This is a genomic window from Neisseria sp. P0017.S009, from assembly GCF_051957375.1.
In the GTDB taxonomy this organism is placed as follows: Bacteria; Pseudomonadota; Gammaproteobacteria; order Burkholderiales; family Neisseriaceae; genus Neisseria; species Neisseria perflava.
The window spans coordinates 150,100-173,054 of the sequence record NZ_JBQCWL010000005.1; the positions used below are offsets into that span (position 1 = coordinate 150,100).

Consider the following 22,955-nt stretch of genomic DNA (forward strand, 5'->3'; position numbering starts at 1 on the left):
TTCAGACGGCCTGAGGAGAAGCAATGAAAGTAGCGATTGTCGATTATGGAATGGGAAACCTGCATTCAGTGTTGAAATCGGTTCAGGCGGCGCAGGTCTTGTCCAAGCAAAATGCCGAGGTTTATCTGACTTCGCGGCCTGAAGAAGTGATGGTGGCGGATAAGGTTATCTTTCCGGGGCAGGGCGCCATGCCGGACTGTATGTCTGCGCTGAAGGCCAGCGGTTTGGGCGAGGCGGTTTCAGACGGCCTGAAAAACAAGCCGTTTTTTGGAATTTGCGTAGGTGCGCAATTATTGTTCGAACACAGCGAAGAAGGCGATACAGATGGTTTGGGTTGGTTTGAAGGACAAGTAAAACGGTTTTTGCCCAATCAAACCGATGCACAGGGAGGCCGTCTGAAAGTGCCGCATATGGGTTGGAATACAGTGCGCCAAACCCGTCCGCATCCTTTATTTCAAGACATTGGGCAGAACGAGTATTTCTATTTTGTCCATAGCTATTATTTTGCACCGAAAAATGAAGAGATTATTTTAGGTGTCAGTGAATATCCGAATGAATTTGCCTGCATTGTCGGTAAGGACAATGTATTTGCCACACAATTCCACACGGAAAAAAGCCATCAGGCAGGATTGCTGCTGCTGCGTAATTTTTTAAATTGGCAGATTTGAGGCTTTAACATAAATCTGCTAAAAATCGCTAATTTGTGTAAAATATACTGAAATTGAATAGAGGAGAAGAAAATGCTGTTGGTACCTGCCATTGATTTGAAAGAAGGACGCTGTGTTCGCTTAAAACAAGGTTTGATGGAGCAGGCGACGGTGTTTTCCGACTCGCCGGCAGAGATGGCGTTGCATTGGCGCAATCAAGGCGCACGCCGTTTGCATTTGGTTGATTTGAACGGCGCATTCGCAGGCGTTCCTCAAAATTTTCCGGCGATTAAAGAAATTTTGGCCGCCGTGGTTAAAGATATTCCGGTACAGCTTGGCGGCGGTATCCGTGATTTGGGCACCATCGAAAAGTATTTGGATTTGGGTCTGACCGATGTGATTATCGGTACGGCCGCGGTAAAAAATCCTGAATTTGTGCGCGAAGCATGTAAGGCCTTTCCGGGTCAGATTATCGTCGGCTTGGATGCCAAAGACGGTATGGTGGCGATAGACGGTTGGGCAACGGTAACGGAACACCATGTCGTCGATTTGGCCAAGCGTTTTGAAGACGATGGCGTCAACAGCATTATTTATACCGATATCGGTCGCGACGGTATGATGAGCGGCGTGAATATCGAAGCCACCGTCAAATTGGCTCAATCAGTGAATATCCCGATTATCGCTTCCGGCGGCTTGACGAATTTGGACGATATCCACGCATTGTGTGCCGTCGAAAAAGAGGGTGTGAGCGGTGCGATTACCGGCCGCGCAATTTATGAGGGAAGTATTGATTTCGCACAGGCACAAAAAATGGCCGATTCTTTGGCTTGACCTAAGTGCGTTTAATTATGCAGATTGGGGCTTTGCAAGGTGTAACAGCGCAGGAGTTGGCGTATAGCTGAAAATGCCTTCAAAAGCGGCATTTTGCAAAGTCCTTAGACTTAAAATCTGTCTGAAATAATTATAAAAAAACAACTCACTCAATATCTTATTTTATTAAGGGATTGGTATGCTTGAAGCGTTTGTTTTGGGTTTTTGGATTATCTGGTCATCCGACCGCGAAGTGTATCCGCTAAGCGAAAGTTTGTGGTTTACACTGATTGCAGTGATATTGCGGCAGCTGACGGCGTTTGATTTGCCGATTATCGATACCTATTGGATGATTTTCAACGGGATAATCTGGGCATTTGCCGGTTTAATTTTTTCCATTGTCGGCCGCATTGACAGCAATTTCATTATTTCCTGTGTTTTGGCGATGATAGCCGGCATTGGTTATTTTCAGCTGTTGCAACATTTGCCGGATTGGTTGAGCAAATTTTTGGCCTGACGGTTTCAGACGGCCTGATAACGGATAATAGGTATTGAGTATGGCATTGGCAAAACGAATTATTCCTTGTCTGGATGTAAAAGACGGTCGCGTGGTAAAAGGTGTCAACTTTTTGGGTCTGCGCGATGCAGGCAATCCGGTTGACGTTGCCAAACGCTACAACGATGAAGGCGCGGATGAGTTGACCTTTTTGGACATCACTGCCTCCAGCGACAATCGCGACACTATTTTGCACGTTATTGAGGCAGTCGCTTCACAAGTTTTTATTCCATTAACCGTCGGCGGCGGTGTCCGTACGGTTGCCGATATCCGTCGTCTGCTTAATGCCGGTGCCGATAAGACCAGCATCAATACGGCCGCTGTAACCAATCCTGATTTGGTAAACGAAGCGGCCGGTTTTTTTGGTTCGCAAGCGATTGTTGTTGCCGTGGATGCCAAAGCGGTTAACCCTGAAAACACCCGTTGGGAAATCTTTACCCACGGAGGACGTAATCCGACCGGTTTGGATGCGGTGGAATGGGCTGTCGAAATGCAGCGGCGCGGTGCAGGCGAGATTTTGCTGACCAGTATGGACCGAGACGGCACCAAGCAAGGTTTCAACCTGCCTTTGACACGCGCGGTCAGCGAAGCGGTCGATATTCCGGTCATTGCTTCTGGCGGCGTCGGTTCTGTTCAACACTTGGTGGACGGCATTAAGGACGGGAAGGCCGATGCGGTATTGGCCGCCAGTATTTTCCACTTTGGCGAAGCGAGCATCCGCGAAGCAAAACTGGCCATGCGTGAAGCAGGAATTGAAGTGCGTTTGTGATTACTATCCAAAGGCCGTCTGAAAATATGGGAAAAAAATGCGAATGTCGAACATAAACGAAACGCTGCTGAATGCCGTAAAATTTGATGAAAAAGGTTTGGTTTGCGCGATTGCCCAAGATTGGCAGACACACCGTGTGCTGATGGTTGCCTGGATGAACGCCGAAGCCCTGCAAAAAACCGTAGAAACCGGGTTTGCCCACTATTACAGCCGTTCCCGCCAAAAACAATGGATGAAGGGCGAAGAGTCAGGGCATACGCAAAAAGTACATGAATTGCGCCTGGATTGCGATGGCGACGCAGTGGTCATGTTGATTGAACAAAACGGCGGCATTGCCTGTCATACTGGGCGCGAAAGCTGTTTTTACAAAGTTTGGCAAGACGGCGCATGGCAGACAGTCGATGCCGTGTTGAAAGACGAAGAGGCGATTTACGGACATAAACATCCTTAAGGCCGTCTGAAAGAAAATAAGAGAAACTGACCATGACCGATACTATCCTTACCCAAATTCAAAACGTCATCGATTCGCGCAAAGGCGGCGATCCCGATGCTTCTTACGTTGCCCAGCTGCTGCACAAAGGCGAAGACAAGATTCTGAAAAAAGTCATCGAGGAAGCGGGTGAAACCTTGATGGCCTCTAAAGATGGCGGTGGCGAACATTTGGTTTACGAAGTGGCGGATTTGTGGTTTCATACCATGGTTTTATTGGCGCATCACGGATTGCGTGCCGAAGATGTAGTAAACGAGCTTGCGCGCCGTCAAGGTTTGTCGGGATTAGTGGAAAAAGCTTCTCGCAAAGAATCTTGAATTTATATTACAATCCCGTATTTGACCTGTTTCAGAATCCGTCTCTTAGGGCAAAAACGATTTCCCTTTTTGGGGTGAAACTCGTTATACCCGTTTTCAGACGGCCATTGGAGCCATTATGGATAATTGTATTTTCTGCAAAATCGCAACCAAAGATATTCCGGCACAAACTGTTTACGAAGACGATGAGATGCTTTGTTTCAAAGACATCCGTCCTGCTGCGCCGGTGCATCTGCTGCTGATTCCGAAAGTACACTTCGATTCACTGGCACACGCAACCGCCGAACATCAAACCCTGTTGGGGAAAATGATGTTGAAAGTCCCTCAAATCGCCCAAGAGGCAGGTTTGACCGACGGTTTCAAAACCCTGATCAACACAGGCAAAGGCGGTGGACAAGAAGTATTCCACCTGCATATACATATCATGGGTACGCCTGCATAACTATCATCTATTTTTAATAAATTCAAGGATTTATCATGGGTAGCTTCTCTCTCTGGCACTGGATTATCGTACTGATTATCGTCGTTTTGGTATTCGGTACCAAAAAATTGCGCAATGTCGGCAAAGACCTCGGCGGTGCAGTGCATGACTTCAAACAAGGCCTGAATGAAGGTACAGACGGCAAAGATGCCAAAAAAGACGAAGTCATCGAACACAAAAAAGACGAAGACAAAGCATAATCCATGTTTGATTTCGGTTTGGGCGAATTGCTGCTGGTCGGCGTTGTCGCCCTAATAGTGCTGGGTCCAGAACGTCTGCCGCAAGCCGCGCGCACGGCCGGGCGTTTGGTCGGCAAATTGCAAGGCTTCGTCAACAACGTCAAGCAGGAGCTCAATACTCAGGCTGAGTTGGACGAATTGCGCAAGGTGAAGCAGGAATTTGAAGCCGCCGCTTCGGAGTTTCGCGACGGTATCAAAGACTTAGGCGATGATGCACAAAAAAATCTGAATGATATTTCAGATGGCCTCAAGCCTTGGGAGCGCCTGCCCGAACAAAAAACGCCAGCTGATTTTGGCGTGGACGAGTTCGGTAATCCTCTGCCTGATTTGGCTTCAAGCAGCACTGAAAATGAAAGTGCGGCCCAAGTTCCTGAAGAGGGTGGAGCAGCGCAAACTCAAGAGCCTGTCGGAGCTGAAAATGCCGAGTCCGAGCAAGACCGCGCTTGGCGTGAGTATTTGACCGCATCGGTTTCCCCCGCACCGGCGGTTGAAGTCAGCTATGTCGAAGCTCCTGCTGCCGATGTTCCTCCGCTGCATACGACTTCTTTGCGTAAGCAGGCGATGAGCCGCAAACGCGATATGCGCCCGAAATTCCACGCCAAGCCCAAACTGCGCGTCCGTAAGTAAAAAGTGAGTCAACCGGTGTCCGAACCTCAACACGAACAACCCGTCCAACCGCTTATCGAGCATCTTCTCGAGCTGCGCCGCCGAATGATGTGGATCGTCATCGGTATCGTTGTCTGCTTTTTGGGCATGATGCCGTTTGCCCAGCAGCTCTATACTTTTGTTGCCGAACCATTGATGGCCAATCTGCCTAAAGATACCAGCATGATTGCGACCGATGTGATCGCGCCGTTTTTTGTGCCGGTAAAGGTTACCTTGATGGCGGCGTTTCTGCTGTCGTTGCCGCACACGCTGTATCAAGTCTGGGCGTTTGTCGCCCCGGCTTTATACCAAAACGAAAAGCGTTTGATTACGCCGCTGGTGTTGTCCAGCGTGACGCTCTTCTTTGTTGGTATGGCGTTTGCCTATTTTCTGGTATTTCCCGTTATTTTCAAATTCTTGGCCGGTGTAACCCCTGTCGGTGTCAATATGGCGACCGATATCGATAAATACCTGTCCTTTATTTTGGGCATGTTTGTTGCATTCGGTACGACGTTTGAAGTTCCCGTCGTTGTGGTGTTGCTTGCCAAAATGGGCATTGTTTCGACTGCACAGCTTAAGAATGCGCGTCCGTATGTGATTGTCGGTGCGTTTATCGTGGCCGCAATCATCACGCCGCCTGACGTAATTTCCCAAACCCTGCTTGCCGTTCCGCTGATTCTGCTCTACGAAGCTGGTATTTGGTTCAGCCGTTTTGCCAAAGCGAAAACGCAGCAGGAAGATGAGGATACACCGCAACCACCGGCAGAAGTTTAAGAATCAAGGCCGTCTGAAGAATTTTTCAGACGGCCTTTGTATCATGGCACTTTCAGTTTTTAAGAAAAAGCATGATGAATGTTCGGGGAATCGTAAAACATTACTGTCCAGATTCTTTTGATTCGGCTAAAATTTTTGACCGAGGATTTTGCCGAAATCGAAGCAGTAATGCGTAACAGTCCCTCATGCCTCAATGGGCTGGATTTTAATACCAAACTGCCGGAATTACGTTTGGGAAATGGGGTGATTTTTACCAAGGCATAAGCCGAAAATACTTGATTTTAGGTAATTGAAAAAATATTCGTTTCTATTTTATCGAGAAGAATGATGTCAGGCCGTCTGAAAATTAACTACGTTTCAGACGGCCTTTTTGTCACCCTTGTTTTTCGTTGTAATCCTTATTTATCAAGCATCTTACAAAAAGGGTTTTGAAAAAGAGAAGTTTATATTTTGACTAAATCCAGCCGTATGAATCCATAGTGAAATGTGTTATCTTATCTACGTGTGTTAAGAAACATTAATAAGTTTGTATTTTTCTTACAGAGAAAGGCTTCAAAATGGATGGATGGACTCAAACGCTGAGTGCCGGTACTTTGCTCGGTATCGCCGCGGCAGCGATTTTGCTGATCTTGATTTTGATTGTAAAACTGCGCGTTCATGCCTTGCTGACGTTGGTATTGGTCAGCTTGCTGACTGCCATCGTAACAGGTCTGCCTATGGGCAGCATTGTTAATGATGTATTGGTCAAAAACTTCGGCGGTACACTTGGCAGCGTGGCGTTGTTGGTTGGTTTGGGTGCAATGCTTGGCCGTTTGGTGGAAACTTCCGGCGGTGCTCAGTCTTTGGCAGATGCGCTGATTCGGATTTTTGGTGAGAATCGTGCGCCGTTTGCCTTAGGCGTGGCTTCTTTGATTTTCGGTTTTCCGATTTTCTTTGATGCCGGTTTGGTGGTGATGTTGCCGATTGTGTTTGCAACGGCACGCCGCATGAAGCAAACTGTTTTGCCCTATGCGTTGGCATCTATTGGCGCATTTTCCGTCATGCACGTCTTCCTGCCGCCACATCCCGGCCCGATTGCAGCTTCTGAATTTTATGGCGCAAATATTGGTCAACTGCTGATTTTGGGTTTGCCTGTTACCTTGATTACTTGGTATTTCAGCGGCTATTTATTGGGTAAGATTTTGGGCCGCAGCATTCATGTGCCCGTTCCTGATTTGCTCAGCGGCGGTACGCAAGATAACGACCAACCGAAAGCGCCTGCAAAGGCATCTACGGTCATTGGCATTATGCTAATTCCTATGTTGTTGATTTTCTTGAATACTGGTTTGTCTACTCTGATCAGCGAGAAAATGGTCAGTGCGGATGAAGGCTGGGTGCAGTTTGCACGAATGCTCGGTTCGACACCAATTGCTTTGCTGATTTCTGTTTTGGTAGCCCTGTATGTATTGGGCAGTAAACGTGGTGAAAAAGCCAGCGCTTTGGAGAAAACCATTGATGGCGCATTGGGCCCGGTTTGCTCGGTTATTTTGATTACCGGTGCAGGCGGTATGTTCGGCGGCGTATTGCGTGCTTCCGGTATCGGTAAGGCTTTGGCCGACAGCATGGCTGACTTGGGTATTCCTGTTTTACTGGGCTGTTTCTTGGTAGCTTTGGCTTTGCGTATTGCGCAAGGTTCTGCGACTGTTGCCCTGACTACCGCTGCCGCGTTGATGGCACCGGCCGTTGCGGCGGCAGGTTTCAGCGATTGGCAGATTACTTGCGTGGTATTGGCGACGGCGGCAGGTTCCGTTGGTTGCAGCCACTTTAACGACTCAGGCTTCTGGCTTGTCGGCCGTCTGTTGGATATGGATGTGCCGACGACCTTGAAGACATGGACGGTCAACCAAACACTTATCGCACTCATCGGTTTTGCTTTATCGTCAGTGTTGTTTATCTTGGTTTAATCGAAAATGGCCGGCGGATAGTGTTTTTGAGATAACACAATCCGCCTGTTTTCAAATACCGTTAAAATCTAGATAAACAAGGAGTAGAAAAATGACGACACATTTTGTCATGATGGGCGTGTGCGGTTGCGGTAAAACCACTGCCGCATTGTCTTTGCAAAAACATCTCAACCAATGCCCATATGCCGAAGGCGATGATTTCCATACTCAAGCCAACCGCGACAAAATGGGTGCCGGTATTCCGTTGACGGACGAAGACCGCTATCCTTGGCTGGGCAATTTGCGTGACTGGATGACAGAGCAGGCAAAAAACGGGGAAAAATATTCCATTGTTACTTGTTCCGCACTCAAGCATCACTATCGCGATATTCTGCGTGGTGCAGAAGGGAAGGTGGCTTTTATTCATCTGACTCCGCCTCAAGCAATCAATCTTGAACGTATGCTGTCGCGTCAGGGGCATTATATGAAAGCCGGAATGCTGGATTCGCAGCTGGAGATTTTGGAAGAGCTGGGTGCGGATGAGTACGGCGTTAAAATTGACAATCCGGGTTCGCCTGAAGCCGTTGAGGCAGATATTGTGAACTGGGTGAAAGCGCAAGGCTTGATTTAGTAATGATCAGAAATGGAAAGGCCGTCTGAAATATTTCAGACGGCCTTTTTTGATGGGATTTAGAATGTTTTTTGCGAGTCAAGCAATAAGGTAACCGGCCCGTCATTGCAAAGGGAAACCTGCATATGGGTTTGGAATCTGCCGGTTTCGACAGTCAATCCATGTTTGCGCAAAAGTTGCGCGGTATATTGATAAAGCTTATCCGCTTGTTCGGCAGGGGCAGCATTGGAGAAAGATGGGCGGCGGCCGCTGCGCGCATCAGCGTAAAGGGTAAACTGGGAAACCAGTAATATCGAGCCACCGACATCTTTGAGCGATAAATTTAATTTGCCGTTTTCGTCTTCAAAGATACGCAGGTTGGCGGTTTTATCCGCAATGTATTTGGCGTCTGTTTCTGTATCGGTGTGGGTAACGCCGAGCAATATCATAAATCCGTTGTCGATTTTGCCGCAGGTTTCGCAGGAGTTTTCGGACAAAACGTCAACTTTGGCTTGGGTAACTTTTTGGATAACAGCGCGCATGATGTTTTTGAATAAAAGAAGTTTGTAAAAAAGGGCGTAAAAGACACGCCCTTTGGGTTGGAGTATGGTTTCAGACGGCCTGAAACCATTGAATCAATTTACGGATTAATGCCGTTTTCTTTTAAGATACGTTCGATCTGATTCTCGACTTTTTGTCGTTTAACAGCTTGGGCAATCTGATTGCGTACCAGTTCGAAAGGTTCGGCATTGGGATCGTGTTCTACTGCACTGAGTTTAAACAGATAAAAACGGTTTTCCATTTGAATCGGCTCATGCGTTACATCGCCTCGGTTCATGTCGGCAAAAGCGGTAGCCAGTTGAGGAGAGAGCTGCTGCGGAGAGATGAAGCCGTCGAACTCTTGTTCGGGGTTTGGATAGCGTTTCATCAGCTCTTCAAATGACAAGCCTTTTAGCAGCAGCTCTCGCGCGGCGCGTACTTCGTCGGCTGAAGCAAAGCTGACTTGTTGCAGCTTGATAATGCGTGTTTGATGGTCGTAGAAACGGCGCAACTCAGCATCGTCAACCGCGGTTTGACGTTCTAGATAAGCAGCGTATTGGTTGGCATAAAACTCAGCTTCAACGTTTTTAAGCTGATTCTGCACTTCTGCATCTTTGTCCAAACCAGCCTGGATGGCTTCATTTTTCAAAATTTCCAAAGTCTGCAAACGTGTAACCACATCTTTGCGGATTGCCTGACCATCGGGTTTGGCAGTCTGGTTGGGATGTTGATCGGCTTGTCTCAATACTTCGGCAACCATGCTGTCGATACGGGCGGGATCGATTTCAGGTGCTTTGGCAGTTGCCAAGCCGATGGTTGATAGGGCGAGGATAGCCAAAACGGCAGTTTTGGGCTTGATGTTCATGTGAGTTCCTTATTGCCCGCCGTTATCACGGCGGGCACGTTATATTATTTGTTGACTTTGATGCTGGCTTTTTTCAGCAATGATTGAATGGCCGCATCAACACGGGCTGCCTGTAAGTCGCTGCCAATCTCGTTTTTAGAGGCTTCGTAAGAAGGTACGGTAACGTTACGGCGGTCATTGACGTAGAAAACGGCGTACAAATTACCGTTTTGCAGCGGCGTTTTAGTGTGCGCACCTTTTTTCAGGTCTTTGACAGCTGCGTAAAGCGGAGGCGCTGATTCTTGCAAATCTTTAAGCGGAACATAAGCTTTAGGGATACCGCCGGCTTTTTTGGCCGCTTCGTCAATTGAGTATTGGTTCAATACCGAAACAAAGCTTTTTTTCGCATCCAAATCGGCAATGGCTTTTTGGGCATTGCTGCTGCTGTCAGTCACGATTTCGCCCATTTGGACTTCCTGAGTACCTTTATAGAAGTTGCTGAAGTCGTTGTAAGCGGCTTTGACATCTTTTTCTTGAACAGGATATTGACGGACGATATGCGCCGCGAAAGCTTGGCCTAACAAATCATTTTCGAAAACTGCCCATTCGGTTTTGAATGTGGCTTTTTTATCTGCACCTTGCTTGGCGGCATCGGCACGCGCTTGCTCCAATGCAGTTTTGAATTCAGCGCTTTGATCCAGTTTTAATTTTTTAGCTTCTTGGGTAACAACAGTGCTGATAACTTGGCGTTCAGTCAGCATTTGACGCAATTCAGGAGTGTCTTGAACGTTCGGGTTGCTGGCGCGTACGGAAGCAACTTGGTCATCGATAACGCTGCTGTCGATGGCTTGACCGTTGACGGTCACCAAAGTTTGGGCAAACAGGGTGCCGGTAGTCAGGGCAAGCATCAAGGCTGAAGCAAAGTAGGTTTTTTTCATCGTATTTCTCTTTTAAATAATGATTGGAAATAAATTAATGATTAGAAATCAAAGTTTAAGTAGTAATCTTAATGGAAGTATTCGTCCGGCGTGGCCGCTTTGATACTGAGTGCATGAATCAGGCCGTCTGAAAACAAGTCTTGCAAAAGCTGCTTAATCATACGTTGCCGCTGGAGGCGACCGATATTTTCAAATGCGTTGCTGACCACCAATATCGCATAATGCCCGCCGCCTTTATTGCCGGCATGGCCGGCGTGCAGATGGCTCTCATCTTCAAAATCGAAGAACTCAGGCTCAAGTGCCTGCAGGCGTTCCTCGATAATTTGACGCATATTGCTCATTTGAACACGGCTTTAAAGGGTTTAATCAATACTTCTGCGTATACGCCGGCATCGACGTAAGGGTCTTGTTCAGCCCATTCTTGTGCTGCGTCCAAAGATTCAAATTGAGCCACAATCAGGCTGCCGGAAACGCGTTCCGGATTGTCTGGTAGAGGATTGGGGCCGGCAGTCAGCAGACGGCCTTGCGCTTTCAATTCTTCCAAGCGTGCCAAATGAGCAGGGCGGGCTGCCATGCGTGCTTCGTGGACATCTTCGGCATCAGTGGCCAAAAGCATGAAATATTCCATTATTGATCCTCCTTAGGCTGGAAACGCATCAGATACATGCCCTGTGCGATAGAAAAAATGATTGTGAAACCCAATGTGCCGAACAATTTGTAATTGACCCATTGGTCTGGAAAATACGTAAAGACAAAGAGATTGGCAGCCCCCATAAAAATCAGGAAGCCAATCCATGCATAAGTCAGGCGCGTCCATACAAAATCAGGAAGCTGCATTTCTTTACCCATCACGGCTTTTAGCCCGTTTTTACCGGCAAGATGGCTAAACAGCATGACGATTGCGCCGATCCAAAACAGAACGGTCGGTTTCCACATGATAAAGCGGTTGTCTTTCAGCAGAATCGTTGCACCGCCAAAAAAGACAATCAAAATCAGACTGACCCATTGCATGGTGTCCAGTTTGCGGTGTTTCCAAAAGGTCAGCGCAGCTTGGGCAATACCGACTATAACCGCAACAGCCGTTGCGGCAATCATGTCTTTGGTGATGATGTATGTGATGAAAAATAAGAATACGGCGAATAAGTCGCTCAAAACCTTCATATATTAATGATGAAACTAATTGAGTAAATGCTAATCATACAGGGAGATGTGTTTTTTTGCACCTTTCCCCATGACTTTAATACCACATATATCCATATGAGATATTTGTTTTGGGTTGGCGAAATTTGTAAAAAAGAAACACAAGCATGCAAAAGTAATAGATTTACCAAGGAATTTCAGGCTGAATAGCCTGTATTGCTTGGCAGAAATGGGTTAAAAATATATCATGACGTAATATCTAGTAAATATATGGTTAAATGCGCGCACATTGGTTAGTACCATAATTTCCGAACAGGGGATCAGTTTTGAAAAAACATCACAATATTAAATTAATTACAGCTTCTATCGCTTTAATGACATCGCTCAGCGCTTCTGCAGGTTTGGGCGGTTTGAACGTTCAATCTCATTTGGGTGAGCCTTTTACAGGCAGTATCACTGTGACTGGCGAGGAAGCTCAGGCTCTGCTTAATGGCGGTAAGGCCACTATTTCAAATGGTAATTTGCGCGCGGCGGTACGCAAATCAGGCGATAAGGCAGTCGTTACCATTCGTTCCTCTAAAGCCATCAAAGATCCTGTTTTGGTTTTCCAAGTAGGTGTCGGCGCGCAATCGCGTGAATACACTGCTATCATCGATCCGGCCGGATACGACGCTAAAGATGCGGCATCCGTCCGCCCCCGTCAAACTGCCGAATCCCAATCCTTCGAGCCGACACGCAATGCCCAACAGCCTGCAACTAAAAACAATAAAGCAGTAGGTAATCAGGCAGCTCAAGCGCGTAAGGATGTGCAGCGTAAGGCTGAGAAAAAACAAGTTCAGACGGCCTCTGCTAAAAACGACACAGCTGCACGTTCAGGTAGACAGCATTTGGTGCGTACGGGTGAAACCCTGATTGCCATTGCGTCCAGCATCCGTCCGCAAGGTATGACCTTGGATCAAACCATTCAAGCATTGGTTAATGCCAATCCGGATGTGTTTATCGATAACAATGCCAACCGTATGTTGGCAGGTAAGGTGCTGAATATTCCAAACCGTAGCGAATTGCAACGTTTGGCTGCTTCTGCTCCTGCTAAAACTAATACGGCAACAGAAAAAGCCAATGAAACCGCTAATGCAACAGAGGCTAAAACAGAAAAACCTGTTGTTCAGCCTGAGGCTCAAACTGAAGCCCAGGTTAAAGATGCTGGCGTAAATACACAGCAACAGGAAGAAGTAAAACAAGCTTCAGCTGAACAAACAGAACAAGCAGCATCTGCAGCGGTTAATGAAAATGCCGCATCGACTGTTCCTGCATCCGATATTCAAGAAGCTATGGCTTCTTCTGATGCTCAAGAGAATGTAGTGGCTTCTGAGTCTGTTGCAACCACTGATTCTATCGCGGAGCAAACAGAGGGCGAATCAAATGGCAATTTATGGAAATGGTTATTGGCAGGCGGTGCAGCCCTTATTGCTGCTTGGTTGTTGTTAAAAGCTGCGGGTAAACGTAAAGACGAGCTTGAAGCAGCACCTGTAAGCCGTATGGATGAAGAGAAGGCTGTACAGAAAGATGTTGCTGCTTCAGCTGCTGCGGTTGCTGCAACTAAAGTAATGCCGTCTGAAAAAACTCAAGATGGCCTGCTTATCGAAGACGATTTTGAAGATGATGTGGTTATCAATGAAGTAGAAGAATCTTCCAATATCGATGATGTCAAACTTGATTTAGGTAAGATTGACAATAGTCAGGCAGGTATTCTTTCAGGTGCAGTAACGCATGATGTTGAGACAGAACAACGTCGCCATGCTGATTGGGACAATATCGAATCAACAGAAAGCGTGTACGAACCTGAACCAGAAAATCCATATCAGCCGGTATCCGTTGTTATGCCTGAACGTAAAGAAGAGCAGGCAAATACATTTGCTGAGTTTGATTTGGCGGCAGAGAAAAAAGTCTCCGAGTCAAGAAATGAAGAGCCACTCGAGTTTACGGTAGAAACCCCTGAAGCTTCAGACGGCCATGCGTTGCCATTCGAGATCAAGCAAGATCAAGACTTGCAAATTCAAGGAACCAAAGAAGAAGTAGAGAAAGAAGAAGCTGCTTCTGAGTTTGTGATTGAAGAAGGTGCATTGGAATGGGGAGCTGAAGATGTTTCAGTAGCCGCCGATAAAAGCAATAGTGAAAGAGGCTTTGTTTCAGAATCAGTTGGCATGACTGCACCGCTTGAAGCCAAATATGATTTGGCTAAGATGTATATCGAAATCGGTGATCCTGAAGCGGCTCGAGAAACATTGCAAGGGCTGATTGAGGAGGCTGAAGGCGATATTCTGCATAAAGCCCAAAAACTGATGAAAGAACTTGGCGCGTAAGTGCTAGTCAAATGAAGATGCCGTTTCAGACGGCATCTTTTTTATGGTAAATTAAAAAGCAAGATTTTATCTGAGTCTATTATTGGTTGGGTAAGATTTCAGCTTTATATGATGGTTGAAGATGAAGGCCGTCTGAAATACAAAATGGAGGCGTGTGTTAATCACGCCTTTTTAATATTTGTTACTTGAGCGTAGGCAACAATATCAATTTACAAGAAGTATAAGAAATGACTGAACAAGTAAATACAACAGGACATCTGGTGCAGCGCTGGGCTTTGACCCTCTCTTATGACGGTAGTCGTTTTTATGGTTGGCAAAAACAGGCTGGAGATTTGCCGACTGTTCAGACGGCCTTAGAGCAGGCATTAACTTCAATAGCAGGAGAGCAGATTAATACTATTGTTGCAGGAAGGACAGATACGGGTGTACATGCGACAGCTCAGGTCGTACACTTTGATACATCTGTAAGCCGTCCGGAGCAAGCGTGGGTGCGTGGAGTCAATGCGCATTTGCCTGACGGTGTGGCTGTATTGCTTGCGCAAAAAGTTGCACCTCATTTTAATGCTCGATTTGATGCTTATGGCCGGCATTACCGTTATTTGCTGGAGTCATCTCCGGTTTGTTCTCCGTTGTTGGTTGGCAGGGTGGGGTGGACACATTTGAAATTAGATTTAAATCTGATGAGGCAGGCTGCTGCTTTATTGGAGGGTGAACATGACTTCTCCAGCTTTCGTGCGGCTGAGTGCCAGGCAAAATCGCCTATAAAAACGCTATATAGGGCAAGTATTAGTGGGACTCCTCGTTATTTGTGCCTTGATTTGCATGGAAATGCATTCTTGCATCATATGGTGCGCAATATTATGGGCGCATTGGTATATGTGGGAAGTGGTAGGATTAGTGTGGATGAATTTCAGTCAATCTTTTATGCAAGAAGCAGATTGAAAGCGCCTCCGACCTTTATGTCTGACGGTCTATATTTGACAGGCGTTGATTATCCTGATGAGTTTGGGGTGGTAAGACTGCCTCTGCCTGAGTGGATGAATGTTTCGGGTAACGTTTTTCAGACGGCCTAATTGGCAGATTGTTGGTATAAAAGCAACAAAATAGCTGGATTGATGTGTAAATTAATAAAGTGTTGTAAAAATGCACAATTGGTTTTAAAAGAAATTTATCATTGATTTTAAATAATAAATTTCATTTTTTTAGGCTGTGTTTGCCTTTGCTGGGTTTCAAGGGTGGTGGGGGTGGATTGAATAAAGTTTGTTTTTTTAGAGAGGAGCAATTATAGTAACAGTCATGGAATCGCTGATTCCAGCGATAATGTAAGCCTAAGCGGATTGTCCGGTCTGCTTAAGTTATTTCTTCACAATAGAAAAGGAATACAGCAATGAAAAAATCTCTGATTGCTCTGACTTTGGCAGCTCTGCCTGTTGCAGCTATGGCTGATGTGACTCTGTACGGTCAAATCAAAGCTGGCGTAGAAATCTCTAAAGTAAAAGAGGGTAAGACTTCTTCTAAAACTGCTACTGAGATTGCTGACTACGGTTCTCGCATCGGCTTCAAAGGCCACGAACACTTGGGTAGCAACTTGAATGCTATTTGGCAAGTTGAACAAAACACTTCTATCGCCGGTGGTGATTCTGGTTTCGCGACCCGTGAATCTTTCTTGGGCTTGGAAGGCGGTTTCGGTAAAGTTCGTGCTGGTAAATTGGATACTTCTCTGAAAAACAGTAGCGACAGCTTCGACCCTTGGGAATCTAGTAATGCTAACGCAGACGCTCTGCAATTGGGTAAAATCAAACGTGTAGATACTCGTAAAGTATCTGTACGTTACGACACTCCTGTGTTTGGTGGTTTCAGCGCAAGCGTACAATACCAACCTCGCGACAATGCTAACCCTGGCGATAAATACGATCACGCTGTGAAAACCCGTGCGTCTTACGACTTAGGCTTGAACTACGAGAACTCTGGTTTCTTCGGTCGCTACGCTGGTTCTTATGCTAAACGTGCTGACTTGACTTCTGGTTACCTGGATGCATTCAACCACAATACTACTTTGGCTGCCGGTACTTACAAAGATCACCAAGCACACCGTCTGACTGCTGGTTACGATGCTAACAACCTGATGGTTGCTGTTGTAGGTCAATACGAAGGCTTCAAAGCTGACGTAGCTGGTGCTAAGAAAAACGAACGTACTGAAGTTGGTGCAACTGCTGCTTACCGCTTCGGTAACGTAACTCCTCGTGTTTCTTACGCTCACGGCTTTAAAGCTAAAGAAGAAGGCGTGAAACAAGAGAACAGCGCTTACAACCAAGTTATCGTTGGTGCTGACTACGACTTCTCTAAACGCACTTCTGCCCTGTTGTCTGCCGGCTGGTTGAAAGAAGGCAAAGGCGATACTAAATACGAGAAAACTGCTGGTACTGTTGGCCTGCGTCACAAATTCTAATCTGACTTAAGATTAGTCTGAAAAAAGAGCCTGTTTTATATAGGCTCTTTTTGTTTTTGTAAGAAATGTATTTTGTCATTGTAGGGGTAGGTTAAAGTATTTTCGATATTCGTTTTCAGGCGGCCTATGGAAATTTAAGTCAGGTTCTATTCTATTTAATATATGCTAAATGAAATTTCAGAAATTGTTTTGAGTATTATTATAAATAAGTTAATAATATGGGGATGATTCTTGGATTGAGTTGATTTTCCTATGTTTCATGCCTAATAATAAAAGGTTCATCTAATGTAGTTCTAAAGTATTATTAGTATGTAGAATCTGGTTTTAAGATTTGTAAACTTGATTTTAATCAAATTATTGCTGATAGATGATTCATATAATATAAGTGTTTAGAGTATCGATATATCGGGAATAGCCATGTCCTGTCTTGAAATGAAGTGCTTAAGTGGCATTTGGAAACGAATCCTTATGCTGTTTGCTGTATTTTTCGTGATGATGGTAAGCCTGCCTGCTTACGCGGAACGCTTGCCTGATTTCTTGGCAAAAGTTCAGCCGTCTGAAATTTTCCCAGGTGCTGACCGCTACGGTAAGCCTGAAGGTAAGCCCTTGGTTGCTCGCGTGTACAAGGGCGAAGAGCAGCTTGGCTTGGTTTATATCACGACTGACGTGGTCAATACGCGCGGTTATTCGAGCAAACCGATCGATACGATGGTTGCATTGGCCAATGATGGCACTATTGCCGGCGCAAAATTGGTTGAGCACCATGAGCCGATTATGCTGATCGGTATCCCGCAATCCCGTGTCGATAAATTCATTGACAAATATATCGGCTTAAATTTTATTAAAAACCCGCCTCAACCAGGTGTTGCACCAGGGGATATTATTAGTGGTGCGACTGTGACCCTGATGGTCATCAATGACAGTATTCAGCGCTCTGTTAAAGCAGTAATCCATCAATATCATTTGGGTACAGATAAAGCAGTTCAAGCCGGTACGGCAGCTGCTTCCGGCGAACAGTCTGCTGTACCTGACGTTCAGACTCGTCCGCGTCGTGTTGCTAATCAAGACAAACAAGATATCCTGTCATGGAATGCGCTTTTGGAACAAAAAGCCGTCGGCCATCTGCATATTTCTATCGACGAAATCAATAAACTGTTTGAGAAAAGCGGTAAAGCAGGTGTGGCAGATCATGCGGAGCAGGGTGATGGTAATGATACATTTATTGATCTGTATGTTGCCTTGGTCAGCCAACCTTCCATCGGTAAAAGCCTTTTAGGTGAAGCCGGTTGGAACAACCTGCAAAAACGTTTGAAACCTGGCCAAGAAGCCGTGATGGTGGCCGGCGAGGGTCGCTATTCTTGGAAAGGTTCGGGTTATGTCCGCGGCGGTATCTTTGACCGTATTGAAATGATTCAAGGCGATACCAGCTTCCGCTTTACCGATGCGCAACATGAACGTGTAGTTGCTTTATCTGCCGAAGGTGCGCCTGCATTTAAAGAAGTTTCTTGGTTCACAATCCCCGAAGGTGTGGAATTTGATGGTGCTGAACCATGGCGTTTGCAATTGATGATTCAACGCGTATTAAGCGTAAATGATAAGGCATTTGTAACTGCCGATTTGGATTACGAATTGCCAAAAGGCTACTATGTCGATGATCCAAAAGCACCACCTGTTGAAATCAGCGCGCCGGTTGAGCAAGTTGCAGCTGCCGCTTCAGCTCCTGAAAGTACGGGTATTGCTGAAGATGCGACTGCCGGTGATGATGGTGTTTCCAACCAACTTTGGAAACAGGTTTGGAAAGCCAAACAAGGTCAAATTATCGTTGTCGGTATTGCTTTGACAATTCTCTTGTTGGTATTCCTGTTCCAAGACTGGATTGTCCGTTACGAAAAATGGTATGACCGATTCCGTCTTTGTTTCCTGACCTTTACGCTGTTTTATATCGGCTGGTATGCTCAGGCACAATTATCGGTAGTGAATACTTTGACGTTGTTCTCAGCTGTTTTGACTGAGTTCCACTGGGAATTCTTCCTGATGGATCCGCTGGTATTCATTCTGTGGCTCTTTACAGCGGCAACCATGCTGTTGTGGAACCGCGGTACATTCTGTGGATGGCTGTGTCCTTTCGGTGCATTGCAAGAGTTAACCAACCGTATCGCTAAAAAATTGGGTCTGAAACAGATTACAGTGCCACACTTGTTGCATACCCGTCTGAGTGCGATTAAATATGTAATTTTCTTCGCTTTGCTGGCAATTTCCCTGTACGATTTGGGTACGGCTGAAAAATTTGCTGAAATTGAGCCTTTCAAAACTGCAATTATTTTGAAATTCATGCGTGAATGGTGGTTTGTTCTGTTCGCCGCCGCTTTGCTGATTGCAGGCTTGTTCATCGAACGTTTCTTCTGCCGTTATCTGTGTCCTTTGGGTGCAGGTATCGCATTGCCGGGCCGCTTCCGTGTATTTGATTGGCTGCGCCGTTATAAAATGTGCGGTAACCCATGCCAGATTTGTACACACGAATGCCCAGTACAAGCAATCGCACCAGAAGGCGACATTCATCCGAACGAATGTATCCAATGTCTGCATTGTCAGGTAATGTATCATCACGATACGCGTTGCCCTCAAGTAGTGGCAACGAATAAGAAAAAACAAAAACAAGCGGCGGCAAAAGCTGAACAGCATGATGCGGCAGCGACGCAAAATGCTCAAGAACAAGTCGTCCAGTTTGTTAAAAAAGAATCGGCAATCAGTGTCGACAAGTAGTAATTTATCAATAAAAAAAGAGGGCTGTATCGGCAGCCTGACTTAGAAAGTTTTTCATCGGCAGGCCGTCTGAAAAATCGGCCGCCGGATTTTATCCAAGGAGTGTCGTATGTCAGACGAAAAATTAGAACAAAACGGCTTAAGCCGTCGTTCATTCTTAGGTACTGCCGCTGCTTCCGGTGCGGGTATTGCTGGTGCCGGTTTGTTGGGCTTGGCCGGTTGCTCTAACGGCGAGGGTGATAAAGCTGCTGCTTCCGGTGCTGCACCTGCCGAAAAAGCCGCTGCTCATTCTGCCGAACCGGGCAAACAAACTTCCGAAGTTGGTCCAGGCGAACTTGACCAATACTACGGTTTCTTGTCAGGCGGTCAATCAGGTGAAATGCGCTTGATCGGCGTACCTTCTATGCGTGAGTTGATGCGTATCCCTGTGTTCAATATGGACAGCGCTACCGGTTGGGGTCGTACCAACGAGAGCCTGCGTATTTTGAATGAAAAAATTACGCCGGAAACCCGTAAATTCCTGCAAGACAGCGGTCTGCGTTGCTACCCTAACGGCGACTTGCACCACCCGCACTTGTCTTTCACCGACCAAACTTACGATGGCCGTTATGCTTACGCCAACGATAAAGCAAACACCCGTGTTTGCCGTATCCGCTTGGATGTGATGAAAACTGATAAAATCATCGATATTCCTAATGCTTCAGGTATCCACGGTCTGCGTCCTCAACGCTATCCGAAAACTGGCTACGTATTTGCCAACGGTGAGCATATCGTTCCTGTTGACGGCGTAGGCAAATGGGATGATCCTAAAACTTGGAATGCCGTTTATACTGCAGTTGATGGCGAAACCATGGACATCGCATGGCAAGTATTGGTAGACGGTAACTTGGATAATGGCGATGCCGACTACCAAGGTAAATACTCTTTCTCTACCTGCTATAACTCTGAGCGCGCTCTGACTGTACAAGGTGCATCTTCTAACGAACAAGACTGGTGTGTAGTATTTAACCTGGCCGCCATCGAAGAAGGCATCAAAAAAGGCGACTTCAAAGAAGTTAACGGCGTAAAAATGTTGGACGGTCGTGCGGAAGCCAACTCTCCATACACTCGTTACATCCCGGTTCCTAACTCTCCTCACGGTTGTAATGCAAGCCCTGACGGCAAATACATCATGCTCAACGGTAAACTGTCTCCAACCGTTACCGTATTGGATGTTAGCAAACTGGATGACTTGTTTGCAGGTAAAATCAAAGAGCGCGATGTTGTCGTAGCCGAGCCTCAACTGGGTCTTGGCCCATTACACACTGCATTTGACGGTCGCGGCAATGCCTATACTACATTGTTTATCGACAGTCAAATGGTGAAATGGAACATCGACGACGCGATTAAAGCCTATAAAGGCGAGAAAATCGATCCGATCAAACAAAAACTCGACGTTCACTATCAACCGGGTCACAACCACACTACCATGGGCGAAACCAAAGAAGCCGACGGTAAATGGTTGGTATCTTTGAACAAGTTCTCTAAAGACCGCTTCTTGAATGCCGGTCCTTTGAAACCTGAGTGTGACCAATTGATCGACATCTCCGGCGACGAAATGCGTCTGGTGCATGACAATCCGACTTTTGCCGAACCACACGACTTGTGCTTGGTTGCTGCGTCTAAAGTGAACCCAAGCAAAACTTGGGACCGCAAAGACCCATGGTTCTGGCAAGAAGCTTTGGAACAAGCTCAAAAAGACGGTGTTGAGCTGGAAAAAGCTGCCAAAGTCGTACGTGAAGGCAACAAAGTACGCGTGTACATGACTGCCGTTGCGCCTGCTTACAGCGTTCCTCAATTTGAAGTGAACCAAGGCGACGAAGTTACCGTATATGTAACCAACGTTGAGACCATTGAAGACTTGACTCACGGCTTTACTTTGGAAGGTTATGGCATTGCTATGGAGATTGGCCCGCAAGCTACATCTTCTGTAACCTTCAAAGCTGTCCGTCCAGGCGTACACTGGTACTACTGCCAATGGTTCTGCCACGCATTGCACATGGAAATGTCTGGCCAAATGATTGTTAAACCAAAATAATTTCGGTTTGATGATTTAATTCTTCAGGCCGTCTGAAAAAACATTCTTTCAGACGGCCTTTATAGCAAAGTTGTTTGTCGGCCGATATGGTCACAAAATGAAAGCCATCATCAGACAGCTTTGCTATAACACCAAAATACCTGTTTCCGCATCGGTTTATCATGCGGCAAGCAGGCCGTCTGAAACAGAGATATGATTATGACGCACACACAAATCCATCATTCCAAATGGCAACGTGCCGCACTCGTATTGCTGCTTGGCAGCATGGTTCAGACGGCCTTTGCCGCAGTCATCAACGTATCCGCACAAGACAATCTCAATGATGCTTTGGCGCGCGCCCAAGCCGGCGATACGCTCAAGCTTGCCTCCGGTACATACAAAACCAAACTCTATATCGACAAACCCATTACCATCGAAGGCCCTGCCGACCGTTCCGCCAAGATTGTCGGCGACCGGAGCGGGAGGACGGTTGCCGTTCATGCGCCTGATGTAACTTTGCGCAATCTGACTGTTTCCCATTCCGGCATGAGTTTGCCGGCAATGGATGCGGGTATCTATTTAGAAGAGACGGCAACGCGCGCGCTGGTGGAGCATAACAACATCATCGACAATTCTGTCGGCGTGTATATTCACGGTGCGGCAGAATCCATGGTGCGGGAAAATAAAATCATCGGCGATGCAACCCTGCGCGTCAACGAACGCGGCAACGGCGTAACCGTCTGGAATGCGCCCGGTGCGCAAGTGGTTGATAACGATATTTCCAAAGGCCGTGACGGTATTTTTTCAAATACCAGTACCCATAATACCTACAAGGGCAACCGTTTTAGCGACTTACGCTTTGCCGTCCATTATATGTACACCAATGACAGCGAAGTCAGCAACAATATCTCCGTCGGCAACAACATGGGTTATGTGCTGATGTTTTCCGAACGCCTGAAAGTGTATGGCAACATTGCCGTTGGCAGCCGCGACCAAGGCATTATGCTCAACTACGTCAATTATTCCGAAATTTACGATAATGTGATCAACAAGGCAGGCAAATGCGTGTTTGCCTACAATGCCAACTACAATAAAATTTTCGACAATCATTTTGAAAACTGTCAAATCGGTATTCACTTTACCGCGGCCATTGAAGGCACAAGCCTGTTCAATAATTCGTTTATCAACAACGAAAGCCAAGTCAAATACGTCAGCACCCGTTTCCTTGATTGGGGCGAGGGTGGTCGCGGCAACTATTGGAGCGATAACAGCGCCTTTGACCTTGACGGCGACGGCTTCGGCGACAGTGCCTACCGTCCCAATGGGATTATCGACCAAATCATCTGGCGCGCACCCGTCGCCCGGTTATTGATGAACAGCCCTGCCATCAGCATTGTCAAATGGGCGCAATCTCAATTTCCCGCCATCCTGCCCGGCGGCGTAATTGACAGCAAGCCTTTGATGAACCCTGTCCGCAATAAAACGACAACCAAATACGAAGCCATGAAGGACGAATTGCTGCATGAAGCAAAAACGCACCAATCCGAATGGGGTAATGCCGAAAACGGTGCGTTGACAGGCGGAAATGCCAATATGTAACCT

24 protein-coding genes are annotated in these 22,955 nt (G+C 46.5%); 18 read left to right on the forward strand and 6 right to left on the reverse strand.

Annotated features, from left to right (window positions below; translation table 11 throughout):
* Window positions 1-23: 23 nt before the first annotated feature.
* The 12 genes from hisH (at window position 24) to ACTHTG_RS07740 (ending at window position 8,281) form a co-directional block, all read left to right on the forward strand.
* Window positions 24-668, forward strand: a complete 645-nt coding sequence (gene hisH / locus ACTHTG_RS07685; RefSeq protein ID WP_440360610.1) for an imidazole glycerol phosphate synthase subunit HisH — start codon at window positions 24-26, stop codon at window positions 666-668.
* Window positions 669-740: 72 nt separating this feature from the next.
* Entirely contained in the window at window positions 741-1,478 is a 738-nt protein-coding gene (gene hisA / locus ACTHTG_RS07690; protein ID WP_049336731.1) for a 1-(5-phosphoribosyl)-5-[(5-phosphoribosylamino)methylideneamino]imidazole-4-carboxamide isomerase, read from the forward strand.
* Between the two features lie 178 nt (window positions 1,479-1,656).
* A complete protein-coding gene (locus ACTHTG_RS07695; protein WP_004519651.1) occupies window positions 1,657-1,974 on the forward strand; it encodes a hypothetical protein in 318 nt (105 codons plus the stop codon).
* 40 nt (window positions 1,975-2,014) lie between these two features.
* Window positions 2,015-2,782: an imidazole glycerol phosphate synthase subunit HisF gene (gene hisF, locus ACTHTG_RS07700; RefSeq protein ID WP_049336730.1), complete on the forward strand. Its 768-nt coding sequence runs from the start codon at window positions 2,015-2,017 to the stop codon at window positions 2,780-2,782.
* Window positions 2,783-2,825: 43 nt separating this feature from the next.
* Window positions 2,826-3,233, forward strand: coding sequence for a phosphoribosyl-AMP cyclohydrolase (gene hisI / locus ACTHTG_RS07705; RefSeq protein ID WP_004519653.1), 408 nt, complete (start codon window positions 2,826-2,828; stop codon window positions 3,231-3,233).
* A gap of 32 nt (window positions 3,234-3,265) precedes the next feature.
* Complete coding sequence (locus tag ACTHTG_RS07710; RefSeq protein ID WP_003679440.1) at window positions 3,266-3,589, forward strand: phosphoribosyl-ATP diphosphatase; 324 nt, start codon at window positions 3,266-3,268, stop codon at window positions 3,587-3,589.
* 118 nt (window positions 3,590-3,707) lie between these two features.
* Entirely contained in the window at window positions 3,708-4,031 is a 324-nt protein-coding gene (locus ACTHTG_RS07715; RefSeq protein WP_004519654.1) for a histidine triad nucleotide-binding protein, read from the forward strand.
* Between the two features lie 35 nt (window positions 4,032-4,066).
* Entirely contained in the window at window positions 4,067-4,270 is a 204-nt protein-coding gene (gene tatA / locus ACTHTG_RS07720) for a Sec-independent protein translocase subunit TatA (protein WP_003679438.1), read from the forward strand.
* 3 nt (window positions 4,271-4,273) lie between these two features.
* Window positions 4,274-4,936, forward strand: a complete 663-nt coding sequence (tatB, locus tag ACTHTG_RS07725) for a Sec-independent protein translocase protein TatB (RefSeq protein ID WP_004519655.1) — start codon at window positions 4,274-4,276, stop codon at window positions 4,934-4,936.
* A gap of 15 nt (window positions 4,937-4,951) precedes the next feature.
* Window positions 4,952-5,728, forward strand: a complete 777-nt coding sequence (tatC, locus tag ACTHTG_RS07730; protein ID WP_039862097.1) for a twin-arginine translocase subunit TatC — start codon at window positions 4,952-4,954, stop codon at window positions 5,726-5,728.
* A 557-nt stretch (window positions 5,729-6,285) separates the two neighbouring features.
* Window positions 6,286-7,671: a GntP family permease gene (locus ACTHTG_RS07735; protein ID WP_004519658.1), complete on the forward strand. Its 1,386-nt coding sequence runs from the start codon at window positions 6,286-6,288 to the stop codon at window positions 7,669-7,671.
* 91 nt (window positions 7,672-7,762) lie between these two features.
* Window positions 7,763-8,281 (forward strand): gluconokinase, GntK/IdnK-type, encoded by a 519-nt coding sequence (locus ACTHTG_RS07740; protein WP_049336727.1) that lies wholly within the window; start codon window positions 7,763-7,765, stop codon window positions 8,279-8,281.
* A gap of 59 nt (window positions 8,282-8,340) precedes the next feature.
* On the opposite strand, the gene dtd is transcribed toward ACTHTG_RS07740, so the two are convergent.
* The 6 genes from dtd to ACTHTG_RS07770 all read right to left on the reverse strand — a co-directional run bounded on the left by dtd (window position 8,341) and on the right by ACTHTG_RS07770 (window position 11,743).
* Window positions 8,341-8,802 carry a D-aminoacyl-tRNA deacylase gene (dtd, locus tag ACTHTG_RS07745; RefSeq protein ID WP_049336726.1) on the reverse strand — a complete coding sequence of 154 codons (462 nt, stop codon included), beginning with the start codon at window positions 8,800-8,802 and terminating at the stop codon, window positions 8,341-8,343.
* Window positions 8,803-8,900: 98 nt separating this feature from the next.
* Complete coding sequence (locus tag ACTHTG_RS07750; RefSeq protein WP_049336724.1) at window positions 8,901-9,665, reverse strand: peptidylprolyl isomerase; 765 nt, start codon at window positions 9,663-9,665, stop codon at window positions 8,901-8,903.
* A 44-nt stretch (window positions 9,666-9,709) separates the two neighbouring features.
* Window positions 9,710-10,582, reverse strand: a complete 873-nt coding sequence (locus tag ACTHTG_RS07755) for a peptidylprolyl isomerase (protein ID WP_049336722.1) — start codon at window positions 10,580-10,582, stop codon at window positions 9,710-9,712.
* A 68-nt stretch (window positions 10,583-10,650) separates the two neighbouring features.
* On the reverse strand, window positions 10,651-10,923 hold the full coding sequence (locus ACTHTG_RS07760; RefSeq protein WP_049322785.1) for a BolA family protein: 273 nt from the start codon (window positions 10,921-10,923) through the stop codon (window positions 10,651-10,653).
* Window positions 10,920-11,210 (reverse strand): YciI family protein, encoded by a 291-nt coding sequence (locus ACTHTG_RS07765; protein ID WP_004519663.1) that lies wholly within the window; start codon window positions 11,208-11,210, stop codon window positions 10,920-10,922. Before ACTHTG_RS07765 ends, ACTHTG_RS07760 begins: the two co-directional genes overlap by 4 nt.
* Window positions 11,210-11,743 (reverse strand): septation protein A, encoded by a 534-nt coding sequence (locus ACTHTG_RS07770; RefSeq protein WP_049336720.1) that lies wholly within the window; start codon window positions 11,741-11,743, stop codon window positions 11,210-11,212. Before ACTHTG_RS07770 ends, ACTHTG_RS07765 begins: the two co-directional genes overlap by 1 nt.
* Window positions 11,744-12,096: 353 nt before the next feature.
* Here ACTHTG_RS07770 and ACTHTG_RS07775 point away from each other — a divergent pair, with 353 nt between their 5' ends.
* The 6 genes from ACTHTG_RS07775 to ACTHTG_RS07800 all read left to right on the forward strand — a co-directional run bounded on the left by ACTHTG_RS07775 (window position 12,097) and on the right by ACTHTG_RS07800 (window position 22,952).
* Window positions 12,097-14,085 (forward strand): FimV/HubP family polar landmark protein, encoded by a 1,989-nt coding sequence (locus ACTHTG_RS07775; RefSeq protein WP_049336718.1) that lies wholly within the window; start codon window positions 12,097-12,099, stop codon window positions 14,083-14,085.
* Between the two features lie 227 nt (window positions 14,086-14,312).
* On the forward strand, window positions 14,313-15,158 hold the full coding sequence (truA, locus tag ACTHTG_RS07780; protein WP_004519666.1) for a tRNA pseudouridine(38-40) synthase TruA: 846 nt from the start codon (window positions 14,313-14,315) through the stop codon (window positions 15,156-15,158).
* Window positions 15,159-15,472: 314 nt separating this feature from the next.
* Window positions 15,473-16,534, forward strand: coding sequence for a trimeric porin PorB (gene porB / locus ACTHTG_RS07785; RefSeq protein ID WP_049336717.1), 1,062 nt, complete (start codon window positions 15,473-15,475; stop codon window positions 16,532-16,534).
* A gap of 468 nt (window positions 16,535-17,002) precedes the next feature.
* On the forward strand, window positions 17,003-19,297 hold the full coding sequence (locus ACTHTG_RS07790) for a NosR/NirI family protein (RefSeq protein WP_192830388.1): 2,295 nt from the start codon (window positions 17,003-17,005) through the stop codon (window positions 19,295-19,297).
* Between the two features lie 109 nt (window positions 19,298-19,406).
* Window positions 19,407-21,374: a TAT-dependent nitrous-oxide reductase gene (gene nosZ, locus ACTHTG_RS07795; protein WP_004519669.1), complete on the forward strand. Its 1,968-nt coding sequence runs from the start codon at window positions 19,407-19,409 to the stop codon at window positions 21,372-21,374.
* Window positions 21,375-21,572: 198 nt separating this feature from the next.
* Complete coding sequence (locus tag ACTHTG_RS07800; protein ID WP_371440881.1) at window positions 21,573-22,952, forward strand: nitrous oxide reductase family maturation protein NosD; 1,380 nt, start codon at window positions 21,573-21,575, stop codon at window positions 22,950-22,952.
* Window positions 22,953-22,955 lie beyond the last annotated feature (3 nt).

Coding starts and splice junctions, on each gene's coding strand:
- hisH (WP_440360610.1), top strand. CDS start 24: ATGAAAGTAGCGATTGTCGATTATGGAATGGGAAACCTGCATTCAGTG.
- hisA (WP_049336731.1), top strand. CDS start 741: ATGCTGTTGGTACCTGCCATTGATTTGAAAGAAGGACGCTGTGTTCGC.
- ACTHTG_RS07695 (WP_004519651.1), top strand. CDS start 1,657: ATGCTTGAAGCGTTTGTTTTGGGTTTTTGGATTATCTGGTCATCCGAC.
- hisF (WP_049336730.1), top strand. CDS start 2,015: ATGGCATTGGCAAAACGAATTATTCCTTGTCTGGATGTAAAAGACGGT.
- hisI (WP_004519653.1), top strand. CDS start 2,826: ATGTCGAACATAAACGAAACGCTGCTGAATGCCGTAAAATTTGATGAA.
- ACTHTG_RS07710 (WP_003679440.1), top strand. CDS start 3,266: ATGACCGATACTATCCTTACCCAAATTCAAAACGTCATCGATTCGCGC.
- ACTHTG_RS07715 (WP_004519654.1), top strand. CDS start 3,708: ATGGATAATTGTATTTTCTGCAAAATCGCAACCAAAGATATTCCGGCA.
- tatA (WP_003679438.1), top strand. CDS start 4,067: ATGGGTAGCTTCTCTCTCTGGCACTGGATTATCGTACTGATTATCGTC.
- tatB (WP_004519655.1), top strand. CDS start 4,274: ATGTTTGATTTCGGTTTGGGCGAATTGCTGCTGGTCGGCGTTGTCGCC.
- ACTHTG_RS07735 (WP_004519658.1), top strand. CDS start 6,286: ATGGATGGATGGACTCAAACGCTGAGTGCCGGTACTTTGCTCGGTATC.
- ACTHTG_RS07740 (WP_049336727.1), top strand. CDS start 7,763: ATGACGACACATTTTGTCATGATGGGCGTGTGCGGTTGCGGTAAAACC.
- dtd (WP_049336726.1), bottom strand. CDS start 8,802: ATGCGCGCTGTTATCCAAAAAGTTACCCAAGCCAAAGTTGACGTTTTG.
- ACTHTG_RS07750 (WP_049336724.1), bottom strand. CDS start 9,665: ATGAACATCAAGCCCAAAACTGCCGTTTTGGCTATCCTCGCCCTATCA.
- ACTHTG_RS07755 (WP_049336722.1), bottom strand. CDS start 10,582: ATGAAAAAAACCTACTTTGCTTCAGCCTTGATGCTTGCCCTGACTACC.
- ACTHTG_RS07760 (WP_049322785.1), bottom strand. CDS start 10,923: ATGAGCAATATGCGTCAAATTATCGAGGAACGCCTGCAGGCACTTGAG.
- ACTHTG_RS07765 (WP_004519663.1), bottom strand. CDS start 11,210: ATGGAATATTTCATGCTTTTGGCCACTGATGCCGAAGATGTCCACGAA.
- ACTHTG_RS07770 (WP_049336720.1), bottom strand. CDS start 11,743: ATGAAGGTTTTGAGCGACTTATTCGCCGTATTCTTATTTTTCATCACA.
- ACTHTG_RS07775 (WP_049336718.1), top strand. CDS start 12,097: ATGACATCGCTCAGCGCTTCTGCAGGTTTGGGCGGTTTGAACGTTCAA.
- truA (WP_004519666.1), top strand. CDS start 14,313: ATGACTGAACAAGTAAATACAACAGGACATCTGGTGCAGCGCTGGGCT.
- porB (WP_049336717.1), top strand. CDS start 15,473: ATGAAAAAATCTCTGATTGCTCTGACTTTGGCAGCTCTGCCTGTTGCA.
- ACTHTG_RS07790 (WP_192830388.1), top strand. CDS start 17,003: ATGCTGTTTGCTGTATTTTTCGTGATGATGGTAAGCCTGCCTGCTTAC.
- nosZ (WP_004519669.1), top strand. CDS start 19,407: ATGTCAGACGAAAAATTAGAACAAAACGGCTTAAGCCGTCGTTCATTC.
- ACTHTG_RS07800 (WP_371440881.1), top strand. CDS start 21,573: ATGACGCACACACAAATCCATCATTCCAAATGGCAACGTGCCGCACTC.